At 65.4% G+C, this 25,815-nt stretch carries 29 protein-coding genes; 14 read left to right on the forward strand and 15 right to left on the reverse strand.

What is annotated here, in order from left to right; translation table 11 throughout:
* Window positions 1-92 precede the first annotated feature (92 nt).
* Together E2I15_RS19730 and E2I15_RS19735 are read right to left on the reverse strand one after the other, a co-directional pair.
* Window positions 93-878 carry an ABC transporter permease gene (locus E2I15_RS19730; protein WP_137478750.1) on the reverse strand — a complete coding sequence of 262 codons (786 nt, stop codon included), beginning with the start codon at window positions 876-878 and terminating at the stop codon, window positions 93-95.
* Window positions 878-1,693, reverse strand: a complete 816-nt coding sequence (locus E2I15_RS19735; RefSeq protein WP_016844307.1) for an ABC transporter ATP-binding protein — start codon at window positions 1,691-1,693, stop codon at window positions 878-880. The genes E2I15_RS19730 and E2I15_RS19735 overlap by 1 nt, the downstream gene beginning before the upstream one ends.
* Window positions 1,694-1,891: 198 nt before the next feature.
* Between E2I15_RS19735 and E2I15_RS19740 the strand changes: the two genes are divergently transcribed.
* Complete coding sequence (locus tag E2I15_RS19740; RefSeq protein WP_246668046.1) at window positions 1,892-2,815, forward strand: ketopantoate reductase family protein; 924 nt, start codon at window positions 1,892-1,894, stop codon at window positions 2,813-2,815.
* Here E2I15_RS19740 and E2I15_RS19745 read toward each other — a convergent pair.
* Window positions 2,791-3,588, reverse strand: a complete 798-nt coding sequence (locus tag E2I15_RS19745; RefSeq protein ID WP_137478751.1) for an IclR family transcriptional regulator — start codon at window positions 3,586-3,588, stop codon at window positions 2,791-2,793. The two genes, E2I15_RS19740 and E2I15_RS19745, sit on opposite strands and share 25 nt — an antisense overlap.
* 129 nt (window positions 3,589-3,717) lie before the next feature.
* On the opposite strand from E2I15_RS19745, the gene E2I15_RS19750 reads away from it, so the two are divergent.
* From E2I15_RS19750 to E2I15_RS19780, 7 genes are read left to right on the forward strand one after another with little or no spacing between them, the layout of a single operon-like run.
* The gene (locus tag E2I15_RS19750) at window positions 3,718-4,953 is read left to right on the forward strand and encodes an ABC transporter substrate-binding protein (protein ID WP_137478752.1); all 1,236 of its coding nucleotides are present in this window, start codon (window positions 3,718-3,720) and stop codon (window positions 4,951-4,953) included.
* Window positions 4,954-5,009: 56 nt separating this feature from the next.
* Entirely contained in the window at window positions 5,010-6,359 is a 1,350-nt protein-coding gene (locus tag E2I15_RS19755; protein WP_137478753.1) for an aromatic ring-hydroxylating oxygenase subunit alpha, read from the forward strand.
* The gene (locus tag E2I15_RS19760; RefSeq protein WP_137478754.1) at window positions 6,356-7,162 is read left to right on the forward strand and encodes an SDR family NAD(P)-dependent oxidoreductase; all 807 of its coding nucleotides are present in this window, start codon (window positions 6,356-6,358) and stop codon (window positions 7,160-7,162) included. The genes E2I15_RS19755 and E2I15_RS19760 overlap by 4 nt, the downstream gene beginning before the upstream one ends.
* 31 nt (window positions 7,163-7,193) lie before the next feature.
* The gene (locus tag E2I15_RS19765) at window positions 7,194-7,787 is read left to right on the forward strand and encodes a 3-phenylpropionate/cinnamic acid dioxygenase subunit beta (RefSeq protein ID WP_137478755.1); all 594 of its coding nucleotides are present in this window, start codon (window positions 7,194-7,196) and stop codon (window positions 7,785-7,787) included.
* Between the two features lie 43 nt (window positions 7,788-7,830).
* Complete coding sequence (locus E2I15_RS19770) at window positions 7,831-8,025, forward strand: SH3 domain-containing protein (RefSeq protein ID WP_246668048.1); 195 nt, start codon at window positions 7,831-7,833, stop codon at window positions 8,023-8,025.
* A 23-nt stretch (window positions 8,026-8,048) separates the two neighbouring features.
* Window positions 8,049-8,447 (forward strand): hypothetical protein, encoded by a 399-nt coding sequence (locus E2I15_RS19775; protein ID WP_137478756.1) that lies wholly within the window; start codon window positions 8,049-8,051, stop codon window positions 8,445-8,447.
* Window positions 8,448-8,457: 10 nt separating this feature from the next.
* Window positions 8,458-9,657 (forward strand): FAD-dependent monooxygenase, encoded by a 1,200-nt coding sequence (locus E2I15_RS19780; RefSeq protein ID WP_137478757.1) that lies wholly within the window; start codon window positions 8,458-8,460, stop codon window positions 9,655-9,657.
* A gap of 24 nt (window positions 9,658-9,681) precedes the next feature.
* On the opposite strand, the gene E2I15_RS19785 is transcribed toward E2I15_RS19780, so the two are convergent.
* The 4 genes from E2I15_RS19785 to E2I15_RS19800 all read right to left on the reverse strand — a co-directional run bounded on the left by E2I15_RS19785 (window position 9,682) and on the right by E2I15_RS19800 (window position 12,033).
* Window positions 9,682-9,954 (reverse strand): DUF3551 domain-containing protein, encoded by a 273-nt coding sequence (locus E2I15_RS19785; RefSeq protein ID WP_137478758.1) that lies wholly within the window; start codon window positions 9,952-9,954, stop codon window positions 9,682-9,684.
* A gap of 106 nt (window positions 9,955-10,060) precedes the next feature.
* Complete coding sequence (locus tag E2I15_RS19790; protein WP_137478759.1) at window positions 10,061-10,333, reverse strand: DUF3551 domain-containing protein; 273 nt, start codon at window positions 10,331-10,333, stop codon at window positions 10,061-10,063.
* A 41-nt stretch (window positions 10,334-10,374) separates the two neighbouring features.
* Window positions 10,375-11,046 carry a hypothetical protein gene (locus tag E2I15_RS19795; protein WP_246668049.1) on the reverse strand — a complete coding sequence of 224 codons (672 nt, stop codon included), beginning with the start codon at window positions 11,044-11,046 and terminating at the stop codon, window positions 10,375-10,377.
* Between the two features lie 150 nt (window positions 11,047-11,196).
* Window positions 11,197-12,033 carry a metal-dependent phosphohydrolase gene (locus E2I15_RS19800; RefSeq protein ID WP_137478760.1) on the reverse strand — a complete coding sequence of 279 codons (837 nt, stop codon included), beginning with the start codon at window positions 12,031-12,033 and terminating at the stop codon, window positions 11,197-11,199.
* Window positions 12,034-12,263: 230 nt separating this feature from the next.
* Between E2I15_RS19800 and E2I15_RS19805 the strand changes: the two genes are divergently transcribed.
* The 3 genes from E2I15_RS19805 (at window position 12,264) to E2I15_RS19815 (ending at window position 14,971) form a co-directional block, all read left to right on the forward strand.
* Complete coding sequence (locus tag E2I15_RS19805; RefSeq protein ID WP_016844293.1) at window positions 12,264-12,479, forward strand: hypothetical protein; 216 nt, start codon at window positions 12,264-12,266, stop codon at window positions 12,477-12,479.
* A 147-nt stretch (window positions 12,480-12,626) separates the two neighbouring features.
* Window positions 12,627-13,415, forward strand: coding sequence for an ATP-binding cassette domain-containing protein (locus E2I15_RS19810; protein ID WP_137478761.1), 789 nt, complete (start codon window positions 12,627-12,629; stop codon window positions 13,413-13,415).
* Entirely contained in the window at window positions 13,412-14,971 is a 1,560-nt protein-coding gene (locus E2I15_RS19815; protein WP_137478762.1) for a glycine betaine ABC transporter substrate-binding protein, read from the forward strand. Before E2I15_RS19810 ends, E2I15_RS19815 begins: the two co-directional genes overlap by 4 nt.
* 18 nt (window positions 14,972-14,989) lie before the next feature.
* Here E2I15_RS19815 and E2I15_RS19820 read toward each other — a convergent pair whose 3' ends face one another.
* The 5 genes from E2I15_RS19820 to E2I15_RS19840 form a co-directional block, all read right to left on the reverse strand.
* On the reverse strand, window positions 14,990-15,952 hold the full coding sequence (locus tag E2I15_RS19820; protein ID WP_137478763.1) for an ABC transporter permease: 963 nt from the start codon (window positions 15,950-15,952) through the stop codon (window positions 14,990-14,992).
* The gene (locus tag E2I15_RS19825) at window positions 15,942-16,928 is read right to left on the reverse strand and encodes an ABC transporter ATP-binding protein (protein WP_137478764.1); all 987 of its coding nucleotides are present in this window, start codon (window positions 16,926-16,928) and stop codon (window positions 15,942-15,944) included. The genes E2I15_RS19820 and E2I15_RS19825 overlap by 11 nt, the downstream gene beginning before the upstream one ends.
* A complete protein-coding gene (locus tag E2I15_RS19830; RefSeq protein ID WP_137478765.1) occupies window positions 16,925-18,103 on the reverse strand; it encodes a COG1470 family protein in 1,179 nt (392 codons plus the stop codon). Before E2I15_RS19830 ends, E2I15_RS19825 begins: the two co-directional genes overlap by 4 nt.
* Window positions 18,104-18,408: 305 nt before the next feature.
* A complete protein-coding gene (locus tag E2I15_RS19835; RefSeq protein WP_137478766.1) occupies window positions 18,409-20,121 on the reverse strand; it encodes a sulfatase-like hydrolase/transferase in 1,713 nt (570 codons plus the stop codon).
* A 170-nt stretch (window positions 20,122-20,291) separates the two neighbouring features.
* Entirely contained in the window at window positions 20,292-20,999 is a 708-nt protein-coding gene (locus tag E2I15_RS19840) for a TetR/AcrR family transcriptional regulator (RefSeq protein ID WP_137478767.1), read from the reverse strand.
* A gap of 107 nt (window positions 21,000-21,106) precedes the next feature.
* Between E2I15_RS19840 and E2I15_RS19845 the strand changes: the two genes are divergently transcribed.
* Window positions 21,107-21,727, forward strand: a complete 621-nt coding sequence (locus E2I15_RS19845) for a hypothetical protein (protein WP_155262467.1) — start codon at window positions 21,107-21,109, stop codon at window positions 21,725-21,727.
* 12 nt (window positions 21,728-21,739) lie between these two features.
* Here the strand turns inward: E2I15_RS19845 and E2I15_RS19850 are convergent, their stop codons facing one another.
* On the reverse strand, window positions 21,740-21,973 hold the full coding sequence (locus E2I15_RS19850; RefSeq protein WP_028342354.1) for a hypothetical protein: 234 nt from the start codon (window positions 21,971-21,973) through the stop codon (window positions 21,740-21,742).
* 28 nt (window positions 21,974-22,001) lie between these two features.
* Window positions 22,002-22,274, reverse strand: a complete 273-nt coding sequence (locus E2I15_RS19855; RefSeq protein ID WP_137478768.1) for a lysozyme inhibitor LprI family protein — start codon at window positions 22,272-22,274, stop codon at window positions 22,002-22,004.
* Between the two features lie 9 nt (window positions 22,275-22,283).
* On the opposite strand from E2I15_RS19855, the gene E2I15_RS19860 reads away from it, so the two are divergent.
* Window positions 22,284-23,303 (forward strand): adenylate/guanylate cyclase domain-containing protein, encoded by a 1,020-nt coding sequence (locus E2I15_RS19860; RefSeq protein ID WP_137478769.1) that lies wholly within the window; start codon window positions 22,284-22,286, stop codon window positions 23,301-23,303.
* A 193-nt stretch (window positions 23,304-23,496) separates the two neighbouring features.
* Entirely contained in the window at window positions 23,497-24,603 is a 1,107-nt protein-coding gene (locus E2I15_RS19865; RefSeq protein WP_137478770.1) for a DUF2336 domain-containing protein, read from the forward strand.
* A gap of 167 nt (window positions 24,604-24,770) precedes the next feature.
* Here the strand turns inward: E2I15_RS19865 and ilvC are convergent, their stop codons facing one another.
* On the reverse strand, window positions 24,771-25,790 hold the full coding sequence (ilvC, locus tag E2I15_RS19870) for a ketol-acid reductoisomerase (RefSeq protein ID WP_018272993.1): 1,020 nt from the start codon (window positions 25,788-25,790) through the stop codon (window positions 24,771-24,773).
* Window positions 25,791-25,815 lie beyond the last annotated feature (25 nt).

The following is a 25,815-nucleotide window of genomic DNA, read 5'->3' on the forward strand; positions in this document are numbered from 1 at the left end:
GCTTTAGCTCTTTGTTTGAGCATGATCTCCGCGCAAACGCGTCCCGCGTTTGTCGCGAGGGAAAACTGCTTCGCACTTTTCCGGATCATGCTTTAGTCCCGCGTCACGGTCGTCGGCCGCCACACCAGCAGCCGCTTTTCGACCATCGTCACGCCCATGTCGATCAGGATGACGAAGGCCGACAGCACGAACATGCCGGCGAACACGCCGGCGACGTCGAACACGCCCTCGGCCTGCTGGATCAGGTAGCCGAGGCCGGCGGCGGAGCCGAGATATTCGCCGACCACCGCGCCGACCACCGCAAAGCCGACCGAGGTGTGCAGCGAGGAGAACATCCAGGACAGCGCCGAAGGCCAGTAGACGTGGCGCATCAGCTGCCGCTCGTTCATGCCGAGCATGCGGCCGTTGTCGAGCACCGTGGTCGGTACTTCCTTGACGCCCTGATAGACGTTGAAGAACACGATGAAGAACACCAGGGTCACGCCGAGCGCGACCTTGGACCAGACGCCGAGCCCGAACCACAGCGCGAAGATCGGCGCCAGCACCACGCGCGGCAGCGCGTTGACCATCTTCACATAGGGATCGAACACCGCGGCGACGCGCGGTTGCCGCGCGAACCAGAAGCCGACCAGAATGCCGCTGGCCGAGCCGATCACGAAGGCGAGGATGGATTCCCAGAGCGTGATCGCGAGATGCTTCCAGATCACCCCCGTCGAGAACCACTTTACAATCTGGCTGAAGACGTCGACCGGATTGGAGAAGAAGAACGGCGGCAGCAGCACCTTGCCGAACACCGGCACAGTGGAGAAGAGCTGCCACAGTACCAGTGTGACGACGGCGACCAGAACCTGCAGGGACAGCAACGCGATGCGCGACATCAGGCGGCTCCCGCCTGCGTCGACTGCACATAGCCCTTCATCACCTCGTCCTTCAGCACGCCCCAGATCTCGCGGTGCAGGGCATGGAAATCCTTCTCCATCCGGATCTCGGCGATGTCGCGCGGCCGCGGCAGCGTGATGCGCCAGTCGCCGATAATGCGCGCGGAAGGACCGGCCGACATGATCACGACGCGATCGGCCAGCGCGATCGCCTCCTCGAGATCGTGGGTGACGAACAGCACCGCCTTGCGGTCGGCGCTCCACAATTCCAGCAGCAGATTGCCCATGATCTGCCGGGTCTGGGCGTCCAGCGGACCGAACGGCTCGTCCATCAGGAGGATCTTCGGATCGCGGATCAGGACCTGCGCCAGCGCAACGCGCTTGCGCTGGCCGCCCGAGAGCATGTGCGGATAGCGATTGGCGAAGGCGCCGAGCCCGACCGAGGTCAGCCATTTCTGCGCGCGCGCGAGCGCCTCGGCGCGCGGCGTGCCTGATATCTCGAGCCCGATCGCGACATTGTCGATCGCGGTCTTCCAGGGGAACAGCGCATCGGCCTGGAACAGGTAGCCGGCATCGCGGTTGAGGCCGCTCAGCGGCTTGTCGAAGATCCTGGCCGTTCCGGCCGCCGGCTTGAGCAGCCCGGCCGTGACGTTAAGCAGCGTCGACTTCCCGCATCCGGTCGGGCCGACAATGGCGACGAACTCGCCGTGATCAACCGAAAGATTGGCCTGCTCGACCGCGGTATAGACGCGTCCATCCGCCAACCGAAACGCCACCGTCGCATTGTCAAGCGCGACCGCCGTCGGCTCCGTCATCGCCACGCATTCCTCCCGAACTTTCCGAAATGGCTTAGCGGTTCGGGCGGGCAAGTCAACGCAGGAAGATGGCGTAGCAAACAAGGCTGCGGTCACGCGAATTTCAGACAGGCCGGCTGCGCAATAGCGCAACCGGGTTGCACATTGCGCCGACATCGTCGAGGCTGCGGCCCCAAAGCGACGGACAAGGAGACAATCATGCGGATCGCAGTGGTGGGCGCCGGAGGCGTCGGGGGCGGCTTTGGTGCGGCGCTCGCGCATGCCGGCGCCGACGTCACCTTTATCGCGCGCGGCGCTCATTTGGCCGCCATGCGCAGCGAGGGGCTGAAGGTTCAGGGCGGCCGCGGCGAAACCCATCTCGTCCCGACCCAGGCGACCGACGATCCGGCAAGCGTCGGCCCGGTCGATATCGTGCTGTTCTGCGTCAAGCTGTGGGACGTCGAAAGCGCCGGCCAGCACATCAGGCCGATGGTCGGCCCCGACACGGCGGTGATCCCGCTGCAGAACGGCATCGACGCGCCTGACAGGCTGGTCCCGATCCTCGGACGCAACGCCGTGATGGGCGGCGTGGCGCAGATCTCTGCCTCGATCATCAAGCCTGGCGTCATCAACCAGGTCGGCACCTTCATGCGGATGATCTTCGGTGAGCTCGACGGCCAGATCACGCCGCGCGGCAAGGCGCTGCTCGATCTCTGCCTGAAGGCCGGCTTCGACGCGACCTTGAGCGAGCAGATCAATACCGAGCTCTGGATGAAGTTCGTCGGCCTCGCCACCAATGCCGGCATGACCGCGGTCACCAGGCTGCCGATCGGCAAGCTGCGCGACGATCCTGATTTGCGCCCGCTCTTCGTGTCGGCCTGCGAGGAGATCATCGCCGTCGCGCACGCCAGCGGCATCAAGCTGCCGCCGGATGCGCTGACGAAAGTGCTCGACTTCATCGGACACGCGCCGCCGGCGATGAAGGCCTCGATGGCGCTCGATCTCGAGCGCGGCAACCGGCTCGAACTGCCATGGCTGAACGGCAAGGTGGTCGAGCTCGGCCGCAAGCTCGGCGTCCCGACGCCGACGCACGACATGCTCTATGCGGTGTTGAAGCCCTACGCGATGGGCACGCCGTCCTGATAGCCCAGCAGAACCGAAATCTGCCGGCCCGCCTCGCGCACCAGCTTTGAGTATTCCAATAGCTTCCGCTCGTCGATGCGCGCGCTCGGTCCGTAGAGGCCGACCGAACCGACGACCTCGCCGCGGTGATCGAAACACGGCGCGGAGACGGCGACCGCGCCGGCGAAGATCTCGCCGTGGCTGGTCGCATAGCCGTTGCGCCGCGCAAAGGTCAGCGCGTCCTCGAGCCGCGCGCGATCCGCGCTCTTTGCAATGCCGGCAAGAAGCGCGGCCTGCCGCTTCGGCTCCATGAAGGCCAGCATCGCCTTGCCGGTCGATCCCTGGATCAGGCTCAGACTGTGGCCGACGCCGCGGCTGATCGAGAGCACGTGACGGCTCTCGCATTCGAGGATGCAGATGCCGCGATCATCCTGTTCGCGGAACAGCGCCGCGGTCTCGCCGGTCGCCTCGCGCAGGCCCTCGACGACCGGGCGCGCGATCGCGACCACCTCGAGACCCTTCAGCCAGACATGGGCCAGCTTCATCACGCCGTGCGACAGCCGGAAGCGCTGCGGGTCGCCTTCGGCCTGGATTAGGTCGCGCTGCGCCAGCGTCTGCAGCAGGCGATAAAGCGTCGGCCGGCTCAGCCCGACCCGCTTCTGGATCTCGATCACGCTCATCGCCGGCTGATCCGGCGTGAAGCATTGCAGGATCGCAATGGCGCGGTCGACCGCCCGCACGCCTGACGCCCCCTGCTCCGCGTCGTGAACTTCCGCCTTCGGTTTCTTTGCCATCCGTCCACATCCGCAAATTCGGCAGGGCGCGCTGCATCCAGCGCGCTTGACCAATCGGCCCGCGCGGATACTATCGCAAATTATGATAATAATGTCCACTAGATGGACATATGAAAATCGACGGGAGGATTGGAATTGCCGCAGACAGACGCCTCGCGCAGATGGGCCGCCGCCGCGATCGCCACGCTGATGCTCTCGACGCCGCTGGCGCATGCCGCACCCGACGGCTCGGGCATCTCGGACGGCGTGGTGCGGATTGCGGTGCTGGGCGACTACGGCAGCGGCCGCGATCTCGGTGGGCCGGGCTCGGTGACCGCCGCCAAGCTTGCCGCTGAGGATTTTCACAACAAGGTGCTGGGCAAGCCGATCGAGATCATCTCGGCGGATCACCAGAACAAGCCCGACGTCGCGGTCGGGATCGCCCGGCAATGGTTCGACGTCGAACACGTCGACGCGGTGACCGATCTCGCCGTGAGTTCGGTCGGTCTCGCGGTCGCCGGACTTGCGACGCAGAGCAACCGCACCGCGCTGGTCTCGGGCGCAGCAACATCGGACCTCACCGGCGACAAATGCTCGCCCGTCGTCACGCATTGGGCCGACGACACCTACGCGCTGTCGGCCGGCCTTGTCGGTGAGCTGGGCCGCCGCGTCGGCAAGGAATGGTTCTTTGTCGCGGTCGACTATTCGTTCGGCAGCGCGATGGTGAAGGACGCCTCGCGCGCCGTCACCGATGCCGGCGGCAAGGTGCTCGGCGCGGTGCGCTATCCCTTCAACACCACCGACTTCTCATCTTTTTTGCTCGCCGCGCAGAGCTCCGGCGCCAAGGTGGTGGCGCTGGCCGGCACCGGCGCCGACACCGTCAACGCGGTCAAGCAGACCCACGAATTCGGCCTGCAACAAGGCGGGCAGACCATCGTCGGCATGCTGACCTTCATCTCCGATGTCCATTCGATCGGCCTGCGCGACGCGCAAGGCATGTACATCGCGTCCCAATATTACTGGGATGACGACGACGGCACCCGCGCCTTCGCCAAGCGCTTCATCGAGATCGAGAAGCGCGAGCCGACTAAATTGCAGGCCGCGACCTACGCCGCCGTGCGCCATTATCTGAAGGCGATCGAGGCCGGCGGCAGCGACGAGGCCAAGGCGGTCAATGCCGAGATGCGCAAGCTGCCGGTCGATTTCTTCAGCCGCCCCGCGCACATCCGCAAGGACGGCCGCGTCGTCTACGACCTCTCGCTCTACCGCGTGAAGAAGCCGGACGAGAGCAAATATCCCTGGGACTATTACCAGAAGATCGCGGCCATCCCCGGCGACAAGGCGTTCCGCCCCGAGGGAACCGGCGGCTGCAAGCTCGACAAGTAGGACGCACCATCGTTCGCCGCGACTGACCGTCGCGCAGACTAGACAAGGAGGAGCCGATGCCGCTTCGCAACGATTTCGATCAGCTTGTTGACGTCAAGGGTGGCTTCATCAGCCGCGAGATCTTCGTGGATGCCGATATCTACCGGCAGGAGCTCGACAAGGTCTTCACCCGCGCCTGGCTGCTGGTCGGCCACGAAAGCCTGGTGCCCAATCCCGGCGACTTCTACACCGCGCGGATGGGCGAAGAATCCGTGATCCTGTGCCGCGACAAGAAGGGCGAGATCCACGTCTTCCTGAATTCGTGCCGGCACCGCGGCATGAAGGTGTGCCGCTACGAGCAGGGCAATACGTCGTTGTTCACCTGCCCCTATCACAGCTGGACCTACACCACCGACGGCAAGCTGCAGGGCGTTCCGCTGCACCGGACGCTGTATGACGGGGTGCTCGACCGCGATGCCAACTCGCTGGTCTCGGTGGCGAAGCTCTGCAACTACAAGGGCTCGATCTGGGCGACCTGGGACAAGGACGCGCCCGACTTCATCACCTATCTTGGCGATGCCAAGATTCATCTCGACCAGGCGCTCGACTGCCGCGACGGCCGCGAGGGCGGCTCCGAGGTGATCGGCGTCCACAAATGGGTGTTCCCTGCCAACTGGAAATTCGCGGCCGAGAATTTCCTCGGTGACACCTATCACAACCCAAGCCATCGCTCGGTCGACCTGATCGGCATCGGGCCGAGCGCCGCCGCCGGCAAGAAGGGCCGCCGCGACGACGAGCTGGAGAAGGCGCAGCACGTCTGGATCAGCTTTCCGGAAGGCCATGGCGTGCACAGCGCGATCCAGCCGGAGGCCAATGAATACATCGAGTCCTTCCTCGACAACCCGATCCTCGAAAAATACTTCCGGCACTGTTTCGAGGAGCGCAAGCGGCGGCTCGGCGAAGGGGCGCGGCTGCTGCCGTTCGTCGGCACGATCTTCCCCAACACGTCCTATCACGGCCGCCAGCCGCGAGGGCTTTGCGCCTGGCATCCGCACAGCCCGACCTCGACCGAAGGCTGGCGATTCTTCCTGGTCGACAAGGACGCGCCGAGGGAAGCCAAGGAATATCTGCGCCGCTACTACATGCGCTACTCCGGCCCGGCCGGCATGACCGAGCAGGACGACATGGAGAACTGGCTCTATGCCACCGCGGCCAGCACCGGCACGGTGGCGCGGCGCTATCCGTTCAACTATCAGCAGTCGATGGGCGCCTACGTCACCGATCATCCGCTCGGCGGCGACGTCTCGACCCAAGTCACCGAGCAGATCGCGCGCGGCTTCTACCGCCGCTGGACCACCTACATGCAGGGCGGCGACTGGCACGAGTTGCTCGGATCACCCGCCGGCCACCGGCAGGCCGCAGAATGACCGCGCCCGCAAAAACCGTCCTCGTCAGCGGGGGCACCTTCGGCATCGGCCGCGCGATCACGCTCGGCCTCGCGCGGCGCGGCCATGCGGTGGTCGCCTTCGGTCTCGAAGCGCCGCAGGTCTCGAGTACCGCGGAGAACGCCATTCCGGCCTTGCGCGAACAGCTTGATCGCGAAGGGCTCTCCGCCGAACTGATGGAAGCCGATGTGTCGCAAGCGAATGACGTCGCCAGGGTGGTCGCGCGCGCGATGGCGCGGTTTGGCCGCATCGACGGCGTCGTCAACAACGCCGCGATCGGTCCGCTCGGCACCGTGCTCGACACCGACGAGGCGCTGTTCGACCGGATCATCGCCGTCAATCTGAAGGGACCGTATCTGACCAGCCGCGCCGCGATCCCGTACATGATCGCGCAAGGCGGCGGCTCGATCGTCAACATCGGCTCCGGCGCCGGCTGGGGCAAGCCGAACATGGCGGTCTACAGCGCGAGCAAGGGCGGCGTTGTCGCGCTGAGCGCGGCGATGGCCTACGACTTCTTTCACCAGCGCGTCCGCGTCAACACCGTGATCCCCGGCGGCGGCGGCATCGTCAGCGGCATGAGCCTCGGCCGTATCGGCGGCGATGCGGCGCGTTTCGGCAAGGGCGCGCCGGGCACCGCCGCGGGCCGCGTCGCCGCCGGTGACGACATCGCCAATGTCGTGGCCTTCCTGCTGTCGCCGGAAGCGGAAACGCTGTCCGGCACCGTGATCGATGTCGGCTGCTTCGCCCAGCAGGGCGGACCGATTCCGCCCAAGCCGGCGCTCTGAAAACCGTGCGATGCCTGATGAGGAGATAGCGATGACGACGACCGTTCAGGATCAGGACAAACAACAACACGCCGGCAACGCTGCGATCGAGCGATCAGCGGCCTACTACCGGCTGAAGGCCGATATCGAGGATTTCTACTATCACGAGGCCGATTTGCTCGACGACCGGCGCTTCCGCGACTGGCTCGAGCTACTCACGGACGACATCAGCTATTTCATGCCGATCCGCCGCAACGTGAAGTTCGGCCAGCAGGCCGCGCGCGAGAACACCAAACGCGGCGAAGGCATCAGTTGGTTCGACGAGGACAAATGGACATTGACCAAGCGGGTCGAGCAGATCCTGACCGGCGTGCACTATGCCGAGGAGCCGCTGTCGCGCATCACGCACATGGTCAGCAATGTGCAGATCAAGGGCGCGCGGCCGGATGTCGGCGCAGCTCGCGAGCTCGACGTCACCAGCCGCTTCCTCGTTTACCAAAACCGCGTCGAGTACGAGACCTACATCTTCGTCGGCCGCCGCAACGACACGCTGCGCCTGACCGACAATGGCTTCAAGATCGCAAGGCGCGAGATATTGCTTGAACAGAACATCCTGCTGGCCAAGAATCTCACCACGTTCTTCTGAGCGAGGCCAGCTCCGGGCGAGGTCAAGGGTAGCAAGGGTAGCAATGATTGACGTGATGGCGATCAAGGTGGGGACGCGGCTGAAACTTGCGGCCGGCGTCGTCGCCGAGGTGGTGGAGAACATGGACGATGGCCAGTGGCTGCAGGTGCGCTATCTGGAGTGCCTTGCCCGGCCCGCCGACGTCGGCACCGTGGAGCTGTGCCACGCCCAGGACGTCATCAAGATGCTCAGCGAGTAGTCCCAGCCAACGGACCGACGATCATGCTGCGATTCGAATACATGCCGAGCGATTTTCATCCGCTGTTCCTGTTCCTCGGCGAGGCGGCGGATCTCGCCGCCCTGGCAATGCTGCTGCGGCGCTTTGCCGAGAACCCGCAGAGCATTGCCGTGGCGGAGCGGATTCCCGGCGCCGTCTCGCGCGACGCGCTGGTGCTGGCGCCCGCCGACAACGAATTCGGCATGCGCGATCTCGGCCGCGGCCACTTTGCCTGGAAGCTCACCGATTGGCAGGCGGAGCGGATCGCCGAGCGCATCGAGCTGTTAACCCCTGAGGATAACAAGTCCGGCTCGGAGATCGTCGAGATCGGCAGCGAAGGCGAGATCCCGGTCAAGCTGTCGCGCGGCGAATTCACCGACGACTTCCTGATCACGCGCAGATAGCGGTGTTGGCGTGAGCACACACCGCAAGCCAAAGGTCCTGATCGCCGGCGCCGGGATCGGCGGCCTTGTCGCCGGATTGTCGCTGCTGCAGCGCGGCATCGAGGTCGAGATCTTCGAGCAGGCGTCCGAGCTGCGCGAGCTCGGCGCCGGTGTCCAGCTCAGCGCCAACGGCACCAGCGTCCTCATCGCGCTCGGGCTCGAGCAGGAGATGCAGGCGATCGCCTGCGAGCCCTCGGGCAAGGAGATCAGGCTGTTCAGCACCGGGCGGACCTGGAAACTGTTCGACCTCGGCGCCTCCTCGCGCGCGATCTATGGCGCGCCCTACTGGATGGTGCATCGCGGCGACTTTCACCGTGTGCTGGTCGACGCATTCAAGGCTCGGACGCCGGGGCGGCTGCATCTCGGCAGCCGCTGCAGCGGATTCGACCAGGACGGCGACGGCATCTGGCTGCACCTTGCAAAAGGCGAGCGTCGGCGCGGCGAGGTCGTGGTCGGCGCCGACGGCGTGCACTCCGAAATTCGCCGGCAGATCGGCGGCGACACCAAACCGTTCTTTTCGGGCGTGGCCGCCTGGCGCGGCCTGGTGCCGATGGAACGGCTACCGGCGAGCCTGCAACGCGACGTCGGCACCAACTGGGTCGGCCCGGGCGGCCACGTCATCACCTACCCGGTGCGCCGCGGCGAGCTGTTGAACTTCGTCGGCATCTTCGAGGGCGAGAGCTGGTCGGTCGAGTCATGGACCGAACGCGGCACGCGCGAGGCCTGCAGCGGTGCCTTTGCCGGATGGAATCCGCAGATCCACACCATCATCGCGAGCCTCGATATTCCCTACAAATGGGCGCTGCTCGGCCGCGACCCGCTCGATCGCTTTGTCGTCGGGCGCGCCTGCGTGCTCGGCGACGCCGCGCATCCGACGCTGCCGTTCCTGGCCCAGGGCGCCAACATGGCGATCGAGGACGGCATGGTGCTGGCGCGCTGTCTTGAAAGCTTCCCGCCCGAGGAGGCGCTGCGGCGCTACCAGGCCGCACGGCTGACGCGGACCAACGCGATCGTGGTGAAGTCGGCCGAGAATGCAAGGCGCTTCCATAATCCCGCGCTTGCCGACGCCGAAGGTGCCGACGCCTACGTCTCGCGCGAATGGCAGCCGGACCGGGTGCGCGAGCGCTATGACTGGCTGTTCACTTACGATGCGTTTCGTGTGCCGCTTTGACGGGACAAGTTTCGCGGGCCCGCCTCACTGAACGGGATGGCGTCCGCGGCGCACGGGACGTTCCGGGGGTGGTGGCGGAGGAGCGAAGAAGGGATTGACGATGCACATCGCGGAGAGACCCGATGCGGTCGCCTGACACTGTGGGATCGAGGTGTAGCTGCAATCGATGTGGTCTCCGGCCATCGGCCCGTTATAGAGATGCAGACAGACTGGATAATTCGGATCATAGGCCTGTCCGGCGGCAGGTGGGGCCAGCGCGACCGCGAACGCAGCGATCGCGAAAAGTTTCAGGCGCATCGGATTCTCCTTATTGCTCGGACGGTTTCCTCACAACTGCCGGAGTTAGTCAACCACACCAGCGGCGCGACCGCCATCAGGGCATGATTGGCGGCCGACCCAAGCGCTAGTTACGGGGTTGACGGTATCGTTGACCCCGCTCCCTGGTCGGCTTTTTTGCACCCTTGTAGAATGGATTGACCGAGCATGATGCCGATCGCCCCGAGGCCGTTGCCTGGCATTGCGGAAGCGACGTGAAGCTGCAATCGACGTATTCGGGTGTCAGCCTGCCTTCGTAGACTTCCATGCAGACCGGGTAATTCGGATCGTACATTTGCGCGGCAGCGGGCCCGGCGAGACCGGTGCTGAAGGCTGCGATGATGGTGAATTTCAAGCGCATCGAATTCTCCTCAAGCCTGGTCCGGATCGCCGGGCGCGTGGCTATCGCTGTTCGTCGGCCGGCTTGCCGTCGCCCTCGCCGAGGCAGCGGATCATGAAGGCCGTCGTGTCCCGCGGCAGCACTTGCGCGGCACGCGCCTTGAGACGGCATTCGAGCTGCGCGATCTGGCGCGCCCGCTGCCGTTCGGACGGCAGCGTCGATTGCCGCAACCGGCGCAACGTCATCGGCGAGCCGTCCGATTCGAAACTCAGCTCGTATTTCTTGCCGTTCTGGTCGGTGGCGGCGCAGGTGATGGTGGACACCTGCCGCGTGATGAAGCTTCCGACCTGACGGCAGGAGCCCGTCGACATCTCGACCAGCGGCACCGGCAGACCATCCACCCGCGGGCGGTCGCTGGACTTCAGCAGCATGCGGTCGACCGCGAGCTCGAACAGATTGTCCTGGGTGCGTTCGGTGCTCTCGCCGGAGAACGAGATGATGTGGCTCTTGTCGGCGGGATCATCGAGCACCACGGTGAATTCGGAACGGCCGCGCAGGGTGTGGAAATAGGCGACTGCCTTGCAGGTGTAGCTGCGGCCCGCAACGGTGACATTGCGGCAGGTGCCGGACATCAACGCGTACAGGTCGACGTCGTAGACCGGACCGGCGGCAGCGGCGAGCGCCGGCCAGCAGAGGACGGCAGCCGCAATCAATTGAGCGAAACGGGAGATCATGCTGAACGGTCGAAAACGCGGTCACTGGAGGGGTCCATAGCCCAAGGTCGCTGATTTCCACGAAACGTGCAACGACGAAGCAGGCCTAAATGTGGACACTCCGCGAACGGCTGGGGAACGCAGCGCAATCCGTGCTGAAAGGCCGCGGCGTCAGATTTGCGGGCCGGACAACGTCACCTCGCGCTCGGCGCGGAACACGTTGCTATAGAGATTCGCGATCCACTGGCGGCCGCTTGCCGTCATGTTCAGGCAGTTGATGGCGCCCTGAATGTGCGGCGCAACCATGTTCCAGTAGAATTGCGGATAGCGGTCGACGATATCAGCCGGCGACTCATAGCCGAGCTGGCGGTTGATGCCGACCTCCTCGAACTCGTGATAGAGCGCGTTGGCCTTCCTGATGTAGTTGGGATCGCCGAGCTGACCGATGAAATCGGCTGCCCGGACGATCGATGCCTCATCGTCATATTGCTGGCCTTCGGGCGCCGGAAACCGCGTGCCCTCGATGTTGCGCGCGACGCGCTCGCGATCGAGCGGAAGGACGGCCTCGAGCCTGTCGAGCACATACAGCTTCGAGCGGTCGACATGATATGGCATCAGGCCGGCATCCGACGAGCCACGTGGCAGCACGACCTTGTTGCCGGAGGCATCGATGACGTAGCCGTCGGGTGCATCGCCTTTCAAAAGACCGCGCACATAGCCGATGTCGTGAGTCAGGCAGGCGATGATAGTGTGGGTGTAATCCTCGGCGGTGACGTGGGTGTGCAGCGCGCGGCCGCGGATGATGTCATGCCCGGCGAGCGTGACCAGCATCGTGTGCTCGACATTGTGGTAGAGCGCGTCGCTGTTGCCGATGCATTCCAGCGCGATGCGGGCCGCGGCCGGCAGGAGTTCGCCAAAGCGCGCCTGCGAAGCCCCGAAGGTGCGGCTGACATGCGTGGCGAGAAACTTCTCCAAAGCACCTGCCGCCAACTCAGGTAACGTCATCATCGATGCAGCCCCCGACCGCGCAACGTTCCTCGCTCGCCCCGATCTCACGTCGTAGTTGGGCAGCCACTATAGCGTATCTACGGGCGTGCGGCTACGCGCTGACGGGCGTGACGATTCGCTCCGGCCGTACTTTCCCGGTCTTGTCGGCCGTGGCGCCAAAGCCGCTGATAGTGGCATGAACCCTGCATGATTCGGGTCAGACCGGGTTAACCCCACTGATAAAGGCCGTCATGCTCGTTACGCTCGTCGCCATCCTCTGCAATGCTCAACTCTGCATGGAAAAGGTCGTCACCACGAGTGACCAATCCGGCATCACCATGGGCGCCTGCGCAGTGAATGCGCAAATCGGCATCGCCGATTGGCTCGCCAAGGGGCCGTATCACGAATGGCACCTGCAGAGCTATAAATGCATCATGGGCAAGTACGTACCCAAGAACGAAGTGTGATGTGTGCTCACAGCCCCGGACAGGGGTGATCCGCTTCGACCGGAACAGGCTGCGAAACCACACGGCGCAGGCGCGCGCCTCAAGTCAAAGTCCATTTTATGGGCTATCACTGTCGTTCACGACGGTGAGACATGAGGTCGCCCTGGAATGCCCGCAACGCCGCTGATTGCCTACGCGCATGTCGGCAAGAGTTTTGACAGTGGTCGCGTGGTGGCGGTCGACGACGTCTCGCTTGACGTGGCCGAGGGTGAATTCCTGGCGATCGTCGGCGGCTCGGGCTCCGGCAAGACGACGCTGCTGAGGCTCGCCAATCGCCTGATCGAAGCCGACCACGGCCGGATCGCCGTCGAGGGTGAAGATGTCAACCGCGTCGACCCCATCCTGCTGCGGCGCCGCATCGGCTATGTCTTCCAGAGCGGTGGGCTGTTTCCGCATCTGTCCGTCGCCGGCAACATCGGCATCACGCCACATCTGCTCGGCTGGGCGCAGGCGGAGATCTCGGCGCGGGTCGACGAACTGCTCGACCTTGTGCGGCTCGACCGCTCACAATATCGCGAGCGTCTGCCGCACGAACTCTCCGGCGGCCAGCGTCAACGCGTCGGCGTCGCGCGTGCACTGGCTGCGAAGCCGCGCATCGTGCTGATGGACGAGCCGTTCGGCGCGCTCGATCCCCTCACCCGCGACGCGCTCGGCGACGATTATCGAACGCTGCACCGCGAGCTCGGCCTGACCACGGTCATGATCACCCACGACATGACCGAGGCGTTGCTGCTGGCGGATCGTGTCGCGGTGATGCGTGGCGGCAGGCTGCTGGCCCAGGGCACGCCGGCGGAACTCTCGGCCAGCACCGACGCCTATGTCGGTGAACTGATGCGCACGCCGCGGCGGCAGGCGGAACGCCTGGGCGCTTTGCTGCCGCGGGGCGACACGGCATGAATCTATTATCCGATCCGCGCTGGAGCGAGGCGCTCGCGCATCTGCCCGACTATCTCGGCAATCATGTGCGGGTCAGCGTCGCCGCGCTGGCGCTCGGGCTTGTGATCAGCCTGCCGCTTGCGATCATCGCTCGTAACCGGCCGGTGCTGCGCACGACGTTGCTCGGGCTTGCCAGTATCGTGCAGACCGTGCCAGGTCTCGCGCTGCTCGCGTTGTTCTATCCGCTGCTGCTGGCGCTCGCCGCGTTGACCGCGGCGTGGCTCGGCTTCAGCTTCTCCGCCTTCGGCTTCCTGCCGGCTGTGCTGGCGCTCGCGCTCTATTCCATGCTGCCGGTGTTGCGCAACACCATCACCGGCCTGTCGGGGGTCGATCCGGCGGTGCTGGAAGCCGCCCAGGGCGTCGGCATGACGCCGCGGCAATCGCTCACCATGGTCGAGTTGCCGCTGGCGCTGCCGGTGATGATGGCCGGAATCCGCACCGCGGCGGTATGGGTGATCGGCACCGCCACCTTGTCGACGCCGATCGGTCAGACCAGCCTCGGCAATTATATCTTCGCGGGATTGCAGACCCAGAACTGGGTGTTCGTGCTGTTCGGCTGCTTCGCTGCGGCCGTGCTCGCGCTTGTGGTCGACCAATTGCTGGCGCTGATCGAGAACGGCCTGCGCAATCGCGGCCGCATCCGGACGGCGCTCGGCGGGCTTGGTATTGCCGCCCTGATCGCGGCGACTCTGGTGCCCGCGATCGCGCGCCCGCATGCGGGCATCGTCGTCGGCGCCAAGACGTTCACCGAGCAATATGTGCTGTCGGCGTTGATCGCGCAGCGGCTGCAGGCGGCCGGGCTTCCGGCCACGACCCGCGCCGGCCTCGGCTCCAACGTGATCTTCGACGCGCTCACGGCCGGCGATATCGATGTCTATATCGACTATTCCGGCACGCTGTGGGCCAACCAGTTCCACCACACCGACATCAAGCCCCGCGCCGAGCTATTGGGCGAGTTGCAGACGACGCTGGCGAAGCAAGACATCACGCTGCTCGGCGAGCTCGGCTTCGAGAATGCCTATACGCTGGTGATGCCGAGGAAGCGCGCCGAAGAGCTCGGCATCCATTCGATCGCCGACCTCGCCTCACGCGCCGCCACGATGTCGATCGCCGGCGACTATGAATTCTTCTCGCGGCCGGAATGGGCCGGCATCCAAAAGGCTTATGGGCTGACATTCCGCGCCCAGCGTCAGATGCAGCCGGATTTCATGTATGCGGCGGTCGCCTCCGGCGAGGTCGACGTGATCGCGGGCTACACCAGCGACGGACTGATCGCGAAATACGATCTTGTTACGCTCGCCGACGACAGGCACGCCATCCCGCCCTATGACGCGATCGTGCTGCTGTCGCCGAAGCGGCGCGATGACGAGGCTCTCAAGGCGGCGCTGCGGCCGCTGCTCGGCAAGATCGATATCGCCGAGATGCGCGAGGCGAATTTGCGCGCGTCGGGCAATGACGCATCATCGTCGCCCGACGCCGTCGCGCGCTGGCTGTGGGACAAGATTGGGCCTCACTGAACGGCCGCGCTCTCCTCCTCAGGCCCTGACCTCCTGGCGCTGGAACAGGACGTAGCCGGCGACGAACAGCACGATGGTGCAGGCGATCAGGCCGACCGTCTGCGGCCAGGCGATCATTACGCTCTGGCCGAACGGCAACGGGGCGCCCATCACCGCGCCGCGGATCTGGTCGAGGAATACCGGGCCGAGCGTGCGGGTGGTCGGCGACAGCACGGCCAGCATCGCCTCTCCGAACAGATCATTCGGCGAGAAGCGCTGCAGCAGCTGGGTCCAGATCGCCGTGCCCGGCGTATCGAGGCCGAGCGCGGCAAAGCGCGGATCCGGCGGCACGATGGCCTGCGCGATCGCCGGTGCCAGCATCGGCCACAGCACGGTCAGGAACAACCAGATGCCGAGCGCCACCAATGCCGCGGTCGCCGGCGAACGGAACACGATCGAGAGCAGCATCGCGAGCGACAGCCAGACCCCGGCATAGAAGACCGCAATCACCAGGAAGGCCAGCGAGCGGGCGATCTCCTCGCCGCCGGGCGGCACGCCGAGGAAGATCAGGCCGAGGCCGATCACCAGCAGCCACAGCGCGGTCAAGCTGATCGCGATCGTCGCGAGCCCGGCGAGATATTTGCCGAGCAGCAGCGCGTCGCGATAGATCGGCTGCGCCAGGATCCGCGACAGCGTGCGCCGGTTGTGCTCGCTGTTGATCAGGTCGAAACCGAGCCCGATCGCCATCAGCGGGATCAGGAAGCCGAGGATGGCGACGAAGGACGGCAGCGGCGCCTGGCTCACCGTGAACAGCCGCAGCAGCAGGAACGGATCCTCCGCGGTGTTCTGGCGTAGCGCGGCGATCGCCTCATAGAGCGCCGCCATTGCGGTCAGCACGATCAGAAGCTCGAGCATCAGCATGCGGACGCTTGAGATGTTGTCCGATAGCTCCTTGACGAAGACGGCACCGACGCCCTGGAATGCTGAACCCTCACGCCGCATCGCGCACGCCTCCTGACGGGGTAGCCTGGAAATAATGGGCGTAGATCGCCTCGAGGCTCGGCTCGTCGACCGAGAGCCGCCGCAGCGCGCCATTGGCAGCGACCACCGCGCGCGCGGCATCGGCCCGGACGTCGCGGTCGGCGGTCATGCGGAAGCGGTCGTCGGCGAGCGTCTCGACATTGCCGACGCCCGGTATCGCCGCAAGCCGCCGGGCGATCCCCGCGCCGTCGGCCTCGACCTCGACGACGAAGCCCGCACCGAGCACCTGGACCGAGAGTTCGGCCACCGAACCCATCATCGCGATCTTCCCGGCCCGGAACAGCGCGACGCGATCGCAGACCCGCTGCACCTGGTCGAGCATATGCGACGAGAGCAGGACGGTAACGCCCTCGGCCTTCAATTCCCTGATCAGGTCGAGGAATTCAATCGTCGCCTGCGGGTCGAGACCCGAAGTCGGCTCGTCGAGGATGGCGATCTCGGCGCGTTTGACGATGATCTCGGCGAGCCCGAGCCGTTGCCGCATGCCGCGCGAAAAGGTCGCGACGCGCTTGTCGGCGACGTCGAGCAGGCGCACGCGGGTGAGCGCCGCCGCGATCCGCCGCGAGCGTTCGGCCATCGAAAGACCCATCAGCTTGGCGGCGTAAGCGAGGTTCTCCACCGCGGTCAGGTGATCGTAGAAGCCGACGGCATCGGGCAGATAGCCGACCCGCCGCTTGACCTGCAAGGGCTGCCGCGCCGGATCGAATCCGAGCACGCTGACTCGGCCGCCCGAGATTTCGGTGAGCCCGAGCATCATCAGGATGGTCGTGGTCTTGCCCGCGCCGTTCGGGCCGAGCAGCCCGAACACCTCGCCCTTGGCGATGTCGAAGTTGATGGCGTCGACGACGCTGGTTTTGCCGTAGCGCTTGGTGAGGTCGCGTGCCGCGATGACGGCCTCTGGCCGTGGTGCAGCACTGTTGTTCTGCTGCTCGCTCATCGCCGTCCGAACCTCGCAACCGCACCCAGCATCAGCAGCAGCGCGACGCCGATCACGCCGGCTCCGGCCATGCCCCAGACGGTGGATGTGCTCACCGTGACCCGGAACTGGCTCGATGCCGTCTCGCCGCGCGAGGTGGCGCGCACCGCGAGCTGATAGTCGCCGGCAAGCGACTTGTCGCTCGGCGTCACCAGCGCCTGAACCTCGGTGTCCTTGCCGGGCACCAGGCGCTCGATCTTGGCGGGCTGGAACGTGACCTTCCAGCCGCTCGGCGCCGTCGCGGCGAGCTCGATGTTGTCGGCCGGCGCGGTGCCGCTGTTGGTGACGACGACCGGGATCGTGCTCTGCTCGGCGGCGACCGCACGCGCGCTCAACAGCCCGTCACGGCCGGAGAGTTGAAGCTGCGGCTGGCCCGCAACGTCGAGCGCCACCTCGGTCTGCGCCGATGCATCCTCGGCGTTGACGGTGACCTTGACCGGGAAGTGTCCGGCATCGATCGCGCTCGGCGGCCGCACCTTGAGCTTGATGTCCTTGGACTGCCCGGCATCGATCGGGATCGACGACAATTCCTGTGTGCCATAGGCCTCGGTGAACGAGGTCTCGAAGTTTTGCGGCGCCGCTGCGGCGAAGCTTGCGACCAGGTTGCGGCCGCTGTCGTTCTTGATGGTCAGCGTGTATTCGAAATTCGATTTCGGGCTGCCGCGCAATTCGGGAAGCTTCGACGTCACCGTCAGCTTCGCCGGCAGTTCCTTGGCGAGCGCGACCACGATCGGCAACGTCGCCTCGCTGCCCTGCCCTTCGGCCTTCACCGTCAAGGTCTGCTCGGTGAGCGAGGCGTTGGCGGGCACGTCGAGCCGAAGCTGCAGCGGCACGCTGGAGTCGGGCGCCGGCATCGCGGCCGCGACCGGCTGGCCGCCGCCGAGCAGCGTCGCGGTCCAGCCGCTCGGCACACCCTCGACCGATAGCTTGTAGCGCTGCGGGCCGAGATCGTAATTCTGCAGACGCAGCGAGATGTTGGAGGTGGTGCCCGGCCTGATGGTGACGGCCGGATAGTCCGTCATCATGTAGAGCCCCTTGATGTCGCGAGGCGGCTCCGCGGCGGAGGCTGAGGGAATGGCAAGGGGGATAGCAAGTCCGAAGGCGGCAACAAGGCGCGCAACATCGAGCGCTCGCATGGGCAAACACTCCTGCAAGAAGGGCGGGATTGGCTGACTTGACGCTGCGCGTTGATGAGAACCGTGGCAGCGGCGCGACCGATCATCGACCCAATCGTGACGAAATCTCGGCGGCGTAATTACAAATGAGTAATGCGCGCGGTTTCGCGCGGGCGACCTTCGTCTACCGACGTTAGTCTAGTTCACGTGCGATCGCTTTGATGTGCGGAGCGATTGTCACAAGGAACTCGCGACGAAATCGCAGCGCGGTTGCGATCGGCGACAATGGATCGCTTCCGCCTTGACTGAAGGCGGGCGAAGCATGCTCAAAGTCCCTTGATGATCCCCGCGTCGATCAACAGGCGGTTGAAGCGGCGCGCTTCTGCGCCGTCCTTGCAGGAATAGAACGCGCCGTTGCAGCGAAGCATGATGGCCTTCTGCTCCTCGAACGACGGATCGAGCGGAATGCCCGCGGCTTCCTGAATCACCAGCGGCAGATAGGCGGCGTCGATCGTGTCCATCACCGCCGGGCTCTTCACCGGCTCGAAGTTGACGGCGTCGATCGCATAGTAGGTCGCATAGTAACGCGGATCGTAATCCATCAGCTTCTTGCCGATGCCGGCCTCGTCGAGATCGGGATCGAGCAGCTGCGGCGAGAATTCCGGCTGATGATCGCCGTAACGCACGATCAGGAAAGGCTGCGCCGGAAACTTCTTCTTCAGCGCCGCGACGAAGCCGGCATAGTCGTTGGCGCTCATCGCCTGCCGGCGCAGATATTCATCGACCGCGGGCGTGTTGCCCGACCGCTTCCACGACGGCAGCAACTCGGGACGGAATTTGGTTTCCCAGGGGAAATGATTGGCGGCGAGATAGACGAAGGCGAACAGCGGCGTGCCTGACGTCTTCTGCTCGGCCATCAGCTTCAGCGCCTTGTCGTAGAAGAAGCTGTCCGGCTCGACGTCCTTCGCATGCAAATCATGCGCGTCGTAGAAGCGCTGGATGCCAGTCGTGGTCTGGAAGTTGCGTGCGCTCATGAAGGCGCCGAATGCGGGATAGAGCGACAGCGTGTCGTAGCCGCAGCGGCGCAGCGCCAGCGGCAGGCCGCGCGCCACGCGTCCCGATGCAATGCGGGTGACGAAATAGGAGAACCGGCCGAACGAGCGCGAGGACAGTCCCGCAAGCACGTTGTACTCGGTGAACCAGCTTGGCCCGCCATTGCTCTCGGCGAGGAATTTGCGCTCGACGCCGTCATAGGACTTGAACTGGCCGCCATAGCCCGGCGGCACCTTGACGCCGGAGGCGGCGCGGATGTCGAAACTCGATTCATCATGGATCATGATGATGTTCGGCCGCCGCCCGGCAGGATGGCAGGCATCGACCAAGGGCATCTTGAGCTGGTCGCTCGCGGCCGGATCCGACTCCATGAAGCCGTAGGCGACGAAATCGGACACGGCCGTGACGCCGGAGCGCGCGAACTTCGAGAGGTAGCCGTCGTCGTAATAGCCCCGCCAGGCCTCATCCGGCCAGGCGAATGCATAACCCGAGAGCGCCGCGGTGCAGGCAAGGCAGGCCGCCGCAGCCGGCAGACGGCGAATGCGGAACGGATCGAGCCACCACAGCGCGTACATCAAAGGCAGCGTGACGAGGCCGGCGCCGATGATCGACCAACGCAGGCTCGGGAAGATCGTCAGCAGGAACGTCGCGGTGTCGCGGTCGATCACCATCAGGTCGACGAAGTTCGCGGTCATCTGCACCACGTCGTGCTTGAACCGCGACAGCAGCACCAACACGACGACCAGTGTCAGCGACAGCGCGCCCGACAGCGCCGGCCGGCGCAGCAGCGCGATGAACAGGAAGTTCAGGATTCCCCAGGCGAGCAGGAAGCAAAGCCGCGATCCGAAATCGGTCTCGGTGCGCAGCATCAGGATCAGCGCGCCGAAATGCGGTGCCGCGACCGCCATCAACCGCCAGATGCCGAGCGCGGCAAGACCGCCGGCCAGTGCGGCGACGGAGGAGTTTTGCTGAGGCGCGGGCGCCATGGGCGGGACGCAATACAACCCGGCGCAATGCCACCGCCTTGACTGGCAATGGCCAGGAGGCACACGGCACAGCCGGTGTCTGGGCCGCGTCACAAAACCGTAATTGAATCGTCATGAACGCGCAATGAATTTGCCTGCCCAGGCTTGCCGCGGCAGGCAGCGCGCGTGCCTTAAACTTTGGCGGCCGGCGCGGCGTGGCTCGCGATGCCCGTGATGAAGAGATCGACGATGTCGGCAGCCATCTGCTCGACCTCTGCATCGCCGCCACCCCAGCGCGGCAAATGGCCGTCGATGTGCATCCGCGCGAAGCCGTAGACCAGCGCGCGGCCGGCGATCTGGACCTGCCTGAGGTCGCGGGTCGCAAGCTGACCGGCTGAAAATGCCTCCGCCAGCGTACGCTCGGTCAGGCCGATCAACTCGGCATTGTCGCTGGAAACCCCGGCCGAACGGTCGTGATCGAAGAAACGGCGGCTGGAGATGATCTCGAAATGGGTCGGGTTCTTCATCGCCCAGCGCAGATAGGCGATCCCGAGATGGCGGAAGCGGCCGAGCGGATCGCCTGACGGCGCCTCGGCCAGCGCCGCCTCGATCTCGGCGCGGAAGCGGCGCTGCGCCTCCTCCGCGACCGCATTCATCAGGGCGTCCCGGCTCGGGAAATGCCGGAACGGCGCGCCCGGCGAGACCCCGGCGCGGCGCGCGGCCTCGCGCACGCTGACCGCCTCCGGCCCGCCCTCGCCGACCAGTTGCATGGCGGCATCGATCAGGACCCGGCGGAGATCGCCGTGGTGATACGGCCTGGCCGCCTGCGCCCGCGTCGCGACCGGACGCGGCTTGGCGGACCGGCGGCCGGTAGGCGGGCTTTTGGCGGGGCGGCGCATGGCGCACCACTAGCATCACCCGCTCGTGAATGTAAGCGATGATTACACGGATTGACCGCACGCGGGCGCGAAATGTAACTGGCGATTACATAAACGGGAGGCGGCATTTGGCGACGCATCGCAACTGGTTCGAGGGCTGGCGGCTGTTTGGCCTGCTCACGTTCACCTTGATCGGGCTTTCGATCTGGATCGCCGCGATGCGGCAGTTCGAGGTCGACGGCGTGCGGATGGTGATCCGCTTCACGGCGCGGACCTCGCTGTTGTTCTTCTGCCTCGCCTTCTCCGCAGCGGCGCTGGCGCGGCTGTGGCCGAACGCATGGACGCACTGGCAGCGCCGCAACCGCCGCTACCTCGGCGTCACCTTCGCGGCCTCGCACGCCATCCATGCGGTCGCGATCGCAGCCTTCGCGATGCTCGATCCGCCCGGCTTCGCCGCCGCGACCTCGGCGGTCTCGTATATCTTCGGCGGCATCGGCTATGCCTTCATCATCGCGCTGACCGCGACCTCGTTCGATCGCACGGCCGCGATGCTTGACCCGCGCGCCTGGCGCAGGCTGCATCTCATCGGCGGCTACTATCTGCTGCTGCAGTTCATGGTCTCGTTCGGCAAGCGAATTCCCGAGATGCCGCTCTACGCGCTGTTCCTCGTGCCGCTCGCCACAGTGTTCGCGCTCAGGATGATCGGCATGGCCGGGCGGCCTGCGCCACGTCAGGCGAAGGCGAGCTGAGATCGGGCCACTTCACACCAGGTGAAACTTGCGGCCGAGCTGGCGATGAACCGACAGCACCGCGCGGTCGACGTCGCTGATCAGGCTGTCACCGAGCACGACGTTCGGAATTTCCCAGTTGCGCCCGATCTGCGCATCGGGCAGCGCGGCGACCGCCGGCACGCGCGCGGTCTCGCAGCCGGGCTGGGCGCGCAGCGCCTCATCCGCAAGCTGGGTCAATTCGTCCTGGCTCTTTCCATCAGTCATGACCTCGGTCCTGACTCCGGAAGATGGCTCACTGATGGCCAAGATTCTCCAGTTCCTTAGCGCGGGCTGCGGTCATGCTGCGCATGCATTCGCCGGCATCGAGCCGGGCGATAGTGCCCTCGCCGAGGTCGTGATACAGGCAGTTGGCGTCACGATACTGGATCCATAGCCGCTGCGCGGTGCGCAGCTGTTCGCGCTGCTTGTCGTCGGCGGCGGCATGAGTGCCGCCGCGTTGCATCCCGTCACCGCCGGCCGCGCCGCGGCTGGCCTTCCCGGTCCGCGCAGGATATTTCATATGCATGGAGGGACCATGCGGCGCGTCGTGACGCCCGTGATCGTCTTGGCGATGTTCGGCCTGCTCGTCGGTGGGCTGTTTCGCTATGCCTTCGATCAGTCCGACGAGGCCTCCGTCTCGAATTATGTGCGCAGCGCCCTCGACGGCGCAGCCCTCACGGTGATCGTCTGGGCGACGCATCTCTATCTGGCCGCACGCGGCGGCTGGCTGCGGCGGCAATCACTCATCGTCGAGCTGATCGGCCGCTCTGTGATCCTCGCCGTCGTCGTTGCGGCCGCCGCGATCGTGCTGGAAATCGTGCTCTACGGGCATGGCCTCGAAGCCAAGTGGATGCGCGAAACCTTCCTGAAGATCATTGGCGTCGGCCTGCTGCTGTCGATCCCGATCACGACGATCTACGAGCTGGTCCGGATGATCGGCGGGCATACGCTGCTCGGCATCGTGCTCGGACGCTATCGGCAGCCGGTGCGCGAGGAGCGCGTGCTGCTGTTTCTCGACCTGGTCGGCTCGACGACGCTAGCGGAGTCGATGGGCGAGCTGCGCGTGCAGGAATTGCTGACGCGCTTCTTCTTCGACATCGACGAGCCGATCGTGTCGCACGGCGGCGAAGTCCACGCCTATGTCGGCGACGAAGTGATCGTGACCTGGCCGGCCAATGCCGACGGGCGATCGCGGCGGCATCTCGATTGCGTGTTCGCGATCGAGGATCGCCTCGCCAAGCGGGCCGAACAATATCGCAAGGAGTTCGGCGTGGTGCCCGCGTTTCGGGCCGGGATGCATGCCGGTCCGGTCGTCATCGCGGAATGCGGCGACTCGCGGCGGCAGATCGCCTATTTCGGCGACAGCGTGAACGTCACGGCGCGGCTGCAGGCGCATTGCAAGGAGGCCGGCCGGCCGCTGCTGGTATCGGGCGACCTGCTCCGCCTGCTGCCGCCGGACCGGGATTTAGTCGTCGAGCCGCTCGGCTCGACGCAATTGCGCGGACGTGCAGCGTCGATCGACATCTTTTCCATCGCGCGGCGTGTATCGTCCTAAACGATCCCTTAAAATGCACTGGCCTCGGCTTGCGCTGAGCCGAAAGCGCGCATTGAATCGAGTCCGGTCGCAGCCTGTTAAGGATGCGACGCACACCGTATTTGCACCGGTTCCACCTTAACGCAGGTGTAAGACCGCGCCCCGCATGGTGCGCGGACAAGTGTTCATTCAACAAAAACAAGGTTGCCCATCGATGGCGCAACAGGCGTCACAATCGATTATTGCCGAACTCGAGGATGCGGTCCGGGACGGGACATCGACCAAGCGCGTGCAGACGCTGCGGCAGGTCACCGATCTGTTCCTGAACGACGGCGACCGCCTCAACGATGAACAGGTCAAGGTGTTCGACGACGTGCTCTGCCTCTTGGTCGCGCGCGTCGAGACCCGTGCGCGGGCCGAGCTCAGCAAGCGGCTCGCGCCGCTCGACTATGCGCCGTTCGAGGTGATTCAGCACCTCGCGTGGGACGACGACATCAGCGTCGCCGGCGACGTGCTGACCCACTCCAGCCGCCTCTCGAACGACGCACTGCGCGAGATCGCGAGCAGCAAGGGCCAGGACCATCTGTTCGCGATCTCCGCGCGGGAAAACCTGCCGCCTTCCGTCACCGACGTGATCATCGACCGCGGCGAGGACAAGGTGATCCGGCGTCTCGCCAAGAATGCCGGCGCGCAGTTCTCCGACAACGGCTATTCCAGCATCGTCGCCCGCGCCGAAGGCGACGACGAGCTGGTCGAGATCCTCGGGCTGCGCATCGACATTCCGGCCAAGCTGCTGCGCGACCTGCTGCAGCGCGCCAAGGATACGGTGCGCGCCCGTCTGCTTTCGATCGCGTCGCCCAGGGCGCGCGAGGAGATCAGCCAGGTGCTGAACGACATCGCCCAGGAAGAGGCCGCGGCGCCGCGCCGCAACTACGGCATCGCCGAAGAGCTGGTCAAGCTGATGAAGCAGCTCAACGAGCTCGACGATGCGGCCGTCTACAAGTTCGCCGAAGAGGGCAAGCTCGACGAGGTCACGGTCGCGCTTGCCGTGCTCAACGACATGCCGATCGCGATGATCGAACGCCTGATGCTCGGCCTTCGCTCCGACCTGATCCTGATCCCGTGTCGCTCGGCGCGGCTCAACTGGCCGACGGTCGAAACCATCCTGCGTAAGCGGCCGCTGCCGCTGCCGCTCGATAATGCGACGCTCGAGATCGCGCAGCGCGATTACCGCCGGCTCTCGCTGGAAACCGCGCAGCGCACGGTGCGGTTCTGGCAGCTGCACAACAGGATCGAGAAGCAACCGATGGCGGCAGGCTAGGCCGCCGCGCCACTGCGACAAAGAAAAAGGGTGGGCAACGCGCCCACCCTTTTTTGTTGTCGATGCGTAGGGCGGGTTAGCCGAAGGCGTAACTCACAGGCGACCCCGGAATCTCGAGATTCCGGGCTCGGTTCTGCGGACCACCCCGGAATGACAGGCTTCGCCTGTCAGTTCTTGCTCTTGTCGACCAGCGCGCCCTTCTTGATCCAGGGCATCATGTCGCGCAGCTTGGCGCCGACTTCCTCGATCGGGTGCGCGGCGAGCTTGGCGCGGGTCGCCTTGAACGAGGTCTGGTTGACCTTGTTCTCCAGCATCCAGTCGCGGGCGAACTTGCCGCCCTGGATGTCGGCGAGCACGCGCTTCATCTCGGCCTTGGTCTCGGCCGTGACGATGCGCGGACCGGTGACGTACTCGCCGTATTCGGCGGTGTTGGAGATCGAGTAGTTCATGTTGGCGATGCCGCCTTCATAGATCAGGTCGACGATCAGCTTCACTTCGTGCAGGCACTCGAAATAGGCCATCTCGGGCGCGTAGCCGGCCTCGACCAGCGTCTCGTAGCCGCCCTTGATCAGCTCGACCAGGCCGCCGCAGAGCACCACCTGCTCGCCGAACAGGTCGGTCTCGCACTCTTCCTTGAAGGTGGTCTCGATGATGCCGGCGCGGCCGCCGCCGATCGCCGAGGCGTAGCTGAGGCCGAGGTCATGGGCGTTGCCCGACGAATCCTTGGCGATCGCGATCAGGCAGGGCACGCCGCCGCCGCGCTGGTATTCCGAGCGCACGGTGTGGCCGGGGCCCTTCGGCGCGATCATCAGCACGTCGAGGTCGGCGCGCGGATCGAGCAGGTTGAAGTGCACGTTGAGACCGTGGGCGAACACGAGCGCCGCGCCCTTCTTCATGTTGTCGTGCAGGTGCTCACGATAGATGTCGCCCTGCAGCTCGTCCGGGGTCAGCATCATGACGAGGTCGGCCCACTTGGCGGCTTCGGCGACTTCCATCACCTTGAAGCCGGCGTTCTCGGCCTTCTTGGCCGAGGCCGACCCCTTGCGCAGCGCAATCGCCACTTCCTTGACGCCCGAATCCTTCAGGTTCAGCGCATGGGCGTGACCCTGGCTGCCGTAGCCGACGATGGCGACCTTTTTGCCCTTGATCAGGTTCAGGTCGGCATCGCGATCGTAGTAAACTCGCATCGTGGTTTCCTCGTTTGAAGGGGGC

This window comes from Bradyrhizobium sp. BR2003 (genome assembly GCF_009720285.1).
Taxonomy (GTDB): Bacteria; Pseudomonadota; Alphaproteobacteria; order Rhizobiales; family Xanthobacteraceae; genus Bradyrhizobium; species Bradyrhizobium elkanii.

Bases quoted from the DNA above. Each gene is read 5' to 3' on its own strand.
- E2I15_RS19730 (WP_137478750.1), bottom strand. From the start codon at position 878: ATGTCGCGCATCGCGTTGCTGTCCCTGCAGGTTCTGGTCGCCGTCGTC.
- E2I15_RS19735 (WP_016844307.1), bottom strand. From the start codon at position 1,693: ATGACGGAGCCGACGGCGGTCGCGCTTGACAATGCGACGGTGGCGTTT.
- E2I15_RS19740 (WP_246668046.1), top strand. From the start codon at position 1,892: ATGCGGATCGCAGTGGTGGGCGCCGGAGGCGTCGGGGGCGGCTTTGGT.
- E2I15_RS19745 (WP_137478751.1), bottom strand. From the start codon at position 3,588: ATGGCAAAGAAACCGAAGGCGGAAGTTCACGACGCGGAGCAGGGGGCG.
- E2I15_RS19755 (WP_137478753.1), top strand. From the start codon at position 5,010: ATGCCGCTTCGCAACGATTTCGATCAGCTTGTTGACGTCAAGGGTGGC.
- E2I15_RS19760 (WP_137478754.1), top strand. From the start codon at position 6,356: ATGACCGCGCCCGCAAAAACCGTCCTCGTCAGCGGGGGCACCTTCGGC.
- E2I15_RS19765 (WP_137478755.1), top strand. From the start codon at position 7,194: ATGACGACGACCGTTCAGGATCAGGACAAACAACAACACGCCGGCAAC.
- E2I15_RS19770 (WP_246668048.1), top strand. From the start codon at position 7,831: ATGATTGACGTGATGGCGATCAAGGTGGGGACGCGGCTGAAACTTGCG.
- E2I15_RS19775 (WP_137478756.1), top strand. From the start codon at position 8,049: ATGCTGCGATTCGAATACATGCCGAGCGATTTTCATCCGCTGTTCCTG.
- E2I15_RS19785 (WP_137478758.1), bottom strand. From the start codon at position 9,954: ATGCGCCTGAAACTTTTCGCGATCGCTGCGTTCGCGGTCGCGCTGGCC.
- E2I15_RS19790 (WP_137478759.1), bottom strand. From the start codon at position 10,333: ATGCGCTTGAAATTCACCATCATCGCAGCCTTCAGCACCGGTCTCGCC.
- E2I15_RS19795 (WP_246668049.1), bottom strand. From the start codon at position 11,046: ATGATCTCCCGTTTCGCTCAATTGATTGCGGCTGCCGTCCTCTGCTGG.
- E2I15_RS19800 (WP_137478760.1), bottom strand. From the start codon at position 12,033: ATGATGACGTTACCTGAGTTGGCGGCAGGTGCTTTGGAGAAGTTTCTC.
- E2I15_RS19805 (WP_016844293.1), top strand. From the start codon at position 12,264: ATGCTCGTTACGCTCGTCGCCATCCTCTGCAATGCTCAACTCTGCATG.
- E2I15_RS19810 (WP_137478761.1), top strand. From the start codon at position 12,627: ATGCCCGCAACGCCGCTGATTGCCTACGCGCATGTCGGCAAGAGTTTT.
- E2I15_RS19815 (WP_137478762.1), top strand. From the start codon at position 13,412: ATGAATCTATTATCCGATCCGCGCTGGAGCGAGGCGCTCGCGCATCTG.
- E2I15_RS19820 (WP_137478763.1), bottom strand. From the start codon at position 15,952: ATGCGGCGTGAGGGTTCAGCATTCCAGGGCGTCGGTGCCGTCTTCGTC.
- E2I15_RS19825 (WP_137478764.1), bottom strand. From the start codon at position 16,928: ATGAGCGAGCAGCAGAACAACAGTGCTGCACCACGGCCAGAGGCCGTC.
- E2I15_RS19830 (WP_137478765.1), bottom strand. From the start codon at position 18,103: ATGCGAGCGCTCGATGTTGCGCGCCTTGTTGCCGCCTTCGGACTTGCT.
- E2I15_RS19835 (WP_137478766.1), bottom strand. From the start codon at position 20,121: ATGGCGCCCGCGCCTCAGCAAAACTCCTCCGTCGCCGCACTGGCCGGC.
- E2I15_RS19840 (WP_137478767.1), bottom strand. From the start codon at position 20,999: ATGCGCCGCCCCGCCAAAAGCCCGCCTACCGGCCGCCGGTCCGCCAAG.
- E2I15_RS19850 (WP_028342354.1), bottom strand. From the start codon at position 21,973: ATGACTGATGGAAAGAGCCAGGACGAATTGACCCAGCTTGCGGATGAG.
- E2I15_RS19855 (WP_137478768.1), bottom strand. From the start codon at position 22,274: ATGCATATGAAATATCCTGCGCGGACCGGGAAGGCCAGCCGCGGCGCG.
- E2I15_RS19860 (WP_137478769.1), top strand. From the start codon at position 22,284: ATGCGGCGCGTCGTGACGCCCGTGATCGTCTTGGCGATGTTCGGCCTG.
- E2I15_RS19865 (WP_137478770.1), top strand. From the start codon at position 23,497: ATGGCGCAACAGGCGTCACAATCGATTATTGCCGAACTCGAGGATGCG.
- ilvC (WP_018272993.1), bottom strand. From the start codon at position 25,790: ATGCGAGTTTACTACGATCGCGATGCCGACCTGAACCTGATCAAGGGC.